The organism is Arsenophonus nasoniae DSM 15247, from assembly GCF_000429565.1.
Taxonomy (GTDB): domain Bacteria; phylum Pseudomonadota; class Gammaproteobacteria; order Enterobacterales; family Enterobacteriaceae; genus Arsenophonus; species Arsenophonus nasoniae.
The window spans coordinates 1-1,111 of the sequence record NZ_AUCC01000286.1; the positions used below are offsets into that span (position 1 = coordinate 1).

2 protein-coding genes and 1 pseudogene are annotated in these 1,111 nt (G+C 42.7%); all 3 read right to left on the bottom strand.

What is annotated here, in order from left to right:
* Nucleotides 1-188: 188 nt before the first annotated feature.
* Nucleotides 189-536, bottom strand: coding sequence for a hypothetical protein (locus tag G468_RS0118480; RefSeq protein WP_026824209.1), 348 nt, complete (start codon nt 534-536; stop codon nt 189-191).
* A 10-nt stretch (nt 537-546) separates the two neighbouring features.
* A complete protein-coding gene (locus G468_RS0118485; RefSeq protein ID WP_026824210.1) occupies nt 547-774 on the bottom strand; it encodes a hypothetical protein in 228 nt (75 codons plus the stop codon).
* A gap of 52 nt (nt 775-826) precedes the next feature.
* Nucleotides 827-1,111 (bottom strand): annotated as a pseudogene (locus G468_RS0118490) (phage tail protein); the annotation flags it as partial.

The window sequence follows — 1,111 nt, forward strand, 5'->3', positions numbered from 1 at the left end:
TTGATTAACATCATTATGTGCAATGACTTCATTTTCCGTAATATCTGCGCCTTTGAGTTCACTTTCCAGCAGAAAAAACGCTTGCCAGTGCGTCAATATTTCGTTCGGTAAAGCGGCGATTTTACGCGGGTCAGGTTGACCCCATCTATCAGCCAGTTGGAAAATAAAGCGTAAGCGAGCGGAGTCGGTTAGTTTTTTTTAGCGCCATCCAGACTGCCACAGCTAAATTGCTGAACAAACTTGAGGGCTTCAATCAATGATTGCGTGGATTTGGTAGCAATTAATTCCTCTGCGGTGGGCAATTCTTCTGTGGGTAAGGGTTGCCCTGCTTTATCGCAAATCGTTTGCAAAATCAGGTTTGCTCCCGCAATACTTGCCTGTGTGTTAGAGCCACTGTCTTGCGCCTGTTTTAACGCTTGCTCATAGGTATCTAGCTCTGCAATGGTTAAGCGGCGTAGATAAACATCAACATCAAAAATAGCGTGTTTTTCAACATAACTATCCGGTGCTAATAAACGTGATTTAAGTGATGACATGCTATTTACCTTATTCTTTTTCTTCTAATGCTCTGACACGTTTGGTGAGCGCATCAAGTTCTGATGACAAATCCTTACCGGGTTCGCCTTTTTCTCCTTTATCGCCCTTATCCCCTTTTTCGGGTAAGGTATTAAGTGCTTCAAAGTTGTCATTGGTTTTACTAAAAGCATCACGTAAAGTATCACCCGTTCCATCATCCGGTTTTGTGCCAATATTGATTTTTTTGATTTCTGCCATCAGTTTACTTTCCTCTTGGTGCTATCCGCCGTGAATTTTGTCGCATCGGCGGTTAAGGCTTTGGGGGTACTGTTCCCCAGGTGAGATTATTCTGTTTCCCTTTTACCGTAATTTGAATGACTTCACTTGCTGGCGCACTAATCTCATTCATCTCCCAGCCTGACAGGGCCAAGATCATCGTGGCTGTCCGTTTATTGGGTAGCTCAATATAAAGCTGAACGGTTTCTCTATTTTGTGCCAAATTTAAAAATTCAGTAAAATCTTCATTTTCGGGGTCATCGATAAAACCTAGCGTCTTTTCCGGCCCTTCCGGTAAATCGGCTATATATTGTTTGTT

Coding starts and splice junctions, on each gene's coding strand:
- G468_RS0118480 (WP_026824209.1), bottom strand. CDS start 536: ATGTCATCACTTAAATCACGTTTATTAGCACCGGATAGTTATGTTGAA.
- G468_RS0118485 (WP_026824210.1), bottom strand. CDS start 774: ATGGCAGAAATCAAAAAAATCAATATTGGCACAAAACCGGATGATGGA.